Source organism: Sphingomonas sp. PAMC 26617 (assembly GCF_000242835.1).
Taxonomy (GTDB): domain Bacteria; phylum Pseudomonadota; class Alphaproteobacteria; order Sphingomonadales; family Sphingomonadaceae; genus Sphingomonas.
In genome coordinates, this window is record NZ_JH594426.1 from 220,380 (window position 1) to 223,238 (window position 2,859).

The 2,859-nt window shown below is 62.2% G+C and carries 3 protein-coding genes; all 3 read left to right on the forward strand.

Going from position 1 to position 2,859, the window contains the following annotated elements; all coding sequences use genetic code 11:
* Positions 1 to 13 precede the first annotated feature (13 nt).
* The 3 genes from RH91_RS22650 (at position 14) to RH91_RS22655 (ending at position 2,536) form a co-directional block, all read left to right on the forward strand.
* Entirely contained in the window at positions 14 to 94 is an 81-nt protein-coding gene (locus tag RH91_RS22650; RefSeq protein WP_232283633.1) for a DUF3768 domain-containing protein, read from the forward strand.
* Positions 95 to 1,487: 1,393 nt separating this feature from the next.
* Positions 1,488 to 2,174 (forward strand): ParA family protein, encoded by a 687-nt coding sequence (locus RH91_RS19770; protein ID WP_029624110.1) that lies wholly within the window; start codon positions 1,488 to 1,490, stop codon positions 2,172 to 2,174.
* A complete protein-coding gene (locus RH91_RS22655) occupies positions 2,171 to 2,536 on the forward strand; it encodes a hypothetical protein (RefSeq protein WP_157137042.1) in 366 nt (121 codons plus the stop codon). Before RH91_RS19770 ends, RH91_RS22655 begins: the two co-directional genes overlap by 4 nt.
* The last annotated feature ends 323 nt before the right edge of the window (positions 2,537 to 2,859 follow it).

The window sequence follows — 2,859 nt, forward strand, 5'->3', positions numbered from 1 at the left end:
TTACAATCACGACCTGAGCGCGGGCTCGGAGGATCCGGCAGATCCTTTCAAGACCACGCGCGTCCTGACGATCATGCGCGTCGACGAACGATGATGCACCGCCCCGGCGTGATGGCGTCGGGGCTCTTCGTTCTGCCGAGTGGATCGGATCGCGAATGTCGAGACCCCCCTCCCCACTCAACGCCCTGCGATGAGCGCAACCGAGCGCGTGCGACGGAAACGCGAGATCGACTTCCCACGTGGCAACGTCTTCATGAAGCGGCATTCTTCCCGATGAGATCGAGTGCCTCAATGCCCGTGACTTGCCGCGGAATTCGATAGCGACCAGCTGACGGTCGCGATTTGGGCAACGACGGTTGTACGGGAAGGGTGATTGGCGCGCGTGGGAGGCAAGACCGTCGCGTGGGTCACCGCCTCCCCTGCCCTACCAACGTCGGAAAGGCTCTGTCGTCGACTCTGTCCATCGTGACGACCGGGCGGAGCCAGCGTCAAGGATGCGCGGTTCCCCCGATTTTGACGCGGCCTTCGCTGCGCTTCGACCACGACAAAATCGGCACCCCCACGCCCCGCTTGCGCGGCCGCTGCGCGGTCCTGTGACCCTGACCCCGCCCGATCGTCGGCCCGCATCCGTCTCAACGATCAGACGAAGTCCACATGCACGTTCATACCGCACGCACCCAGGCATGGCTCGCGGAACTCGGAAGCATCCAAGCAGAGATCGCAGCGCACGGGATACCCGCGCCGGCACCCCGGCCCGCAGGCAAGCGGACCCGCAAGCTCAAACCGCTCTGGGAGGAATGATCATTAACGGGGCTGCTTCGGCAGCTCCTTGATGTAGGGACATATCGCGCTATTTTTCGTGGGCACCCTTGAGGTTCAAATCGGCTCGCAAAGCGCCAGCCGCGGATTTCGGGCGCCGGTCCCGCCACATCGACGCCGGATGAAGCCGATGCCGCGCTTCGTCCGTTTTTGCCCGGTTCTGAGGTGGCGGCCGCTATGCTTCGGCGTGAAGTTTCTTGGATGCGGCACCTTTCGGGGCTGGTTGGTTTTTCGGCGGGCAGTTCGATACGGCCTGGCGGATCACCTTTGAGCGAAGCCACAGGAACGTCAGGAACTACCGCATCGCTAGTTGGTAGCAACCAGGCAGCAATCCGGTAGTGGGTTGTTGGAAGCCTGTCATTTTTGTTATGTCATTGCACACGATGGGAATATGGTCTCCGTCACGGGCAAACGAAGTTGCCAGTTTATCGCCGGTCGCAACCTGCTACCAACCAGAGCGCGTGCTAGTTGCGAAATGACAGCAATCCAATAGCGTGTAAAACGTGTCATTGTCGCGATCATATCGCTACAAACTACCATCTGGGTTGCGATCAGATCGCGTGGCGATCGCGTCAAGGCAGCTAGACGTTAGCTACCAACGTAGCTTATGGTGGCGTTTGAGTGTTGGCTGCTACTTGGTAGCAACCAGGCCGCAAGCGGAGAGCAGCATGCCAGTCATTAGCTTCGTGTCCCCGAAAGGCGGGGTGGGCAAAACCACCGCAACACTTCTGCTTGCCGGAGAACTCGCTGACGCGGGGGGCACCGTGCGCCTTATCGATGCTGACCCGAACCTTCCGCTGGTTGAGTGGGGGCAGCTACCGGGACGTCCAGATGCCATCACTGTCGTTGGGTGCCGCGATGAAAACGCGATCATCGACGAGATCGAGAGGGGCGCGTCGGAAGCGCGCTTCACGCTGGTCGACCTCGAAGGCGCGGCGACCGCGACCGTCACGTTCGCAATCGCGCAAAGCGATCTGGTGATCATTCCTTGCAAGGGGTCGCATCTGGATGCCACCCAGGCCGCCCGCGCTATCAAGCTCGTCAAACAGACGGCGCGCGGCACCAGGACAGAGATCGATTATGCGATCCTGTTCAGCCAAATCCCGCCGGCGCTCCGCTCGAACAATCAGAAGGACATCGCGGAGCAGTTCAACGATGCTGAAATTCCAGTCCTTCCGGTCATGATCTACAATCGCGAGGCCTATCGCGCGATGTTCGCCGCTGGTGGAACGCTTCGCACCATCAACGACAAAGGCGTCGGTAACATGAAGGCAGCGCTCGAGAACGCCGAGGCCTATGCGGCAGCAGTGATCGCAAGGCTGCGTAAGGCGCGTACCGTGAAGGAGGCAGCATGACCCGGTCCAGGCTCGATCTCTCGGAGTTCGATGATACGCCCCCGAACAAGGATCCAGCCAAGCTACGCGAGATCAGCGACGGGGCGGGCTTTCCGTCGCGTCCGGCTGTTCCGGCCGTAGCTGCCCCGCCTGTAGCGGCGCCCGTGCCTCAAGAGCGTTCCCAAGCCGGGACATTCCAACGGCCGCCACGCGTAACCGGCAATCGCAATATCGCGATCAACGTGAGGGTAGATCCCGAGACCGCTGCGAGACTCTATGCTCTTCGCGATGCGGACCCGGCACGCAAGCGCGTGCTCGCCGACGTCGTCGCAGACGCGACGCTCCTGCTCTACGAGCGCGAGATTGGCGGTTCTGCTTCATAGGTCGGGCAGGGGGCTTGCATGGCCGTTAGCGCGGCGACGCAACGCAATCCTGGTTGACCGCCCGCGCGCCGCAGAACCTCGTTGAAGGCGGCCCCACGATCGAATGGATAGGGCGTAATACCTCGCTTCGCAGAACCGCGACGGCGCCCGAAACACCGTACGCGCGGCGCCCGCGTGCAGTGGCGCACGGGCGATCGCCAGCCACCAACACGACGCAATCTGTGGTGGGCCGGCAGGGGAGGGGGCAGCCTCATCTGGCGTCGTCAATCTGCTTTCGGGTACCCCTGACATCCAGAACAGGACCGTCGCAGGGCGTGAGGCGA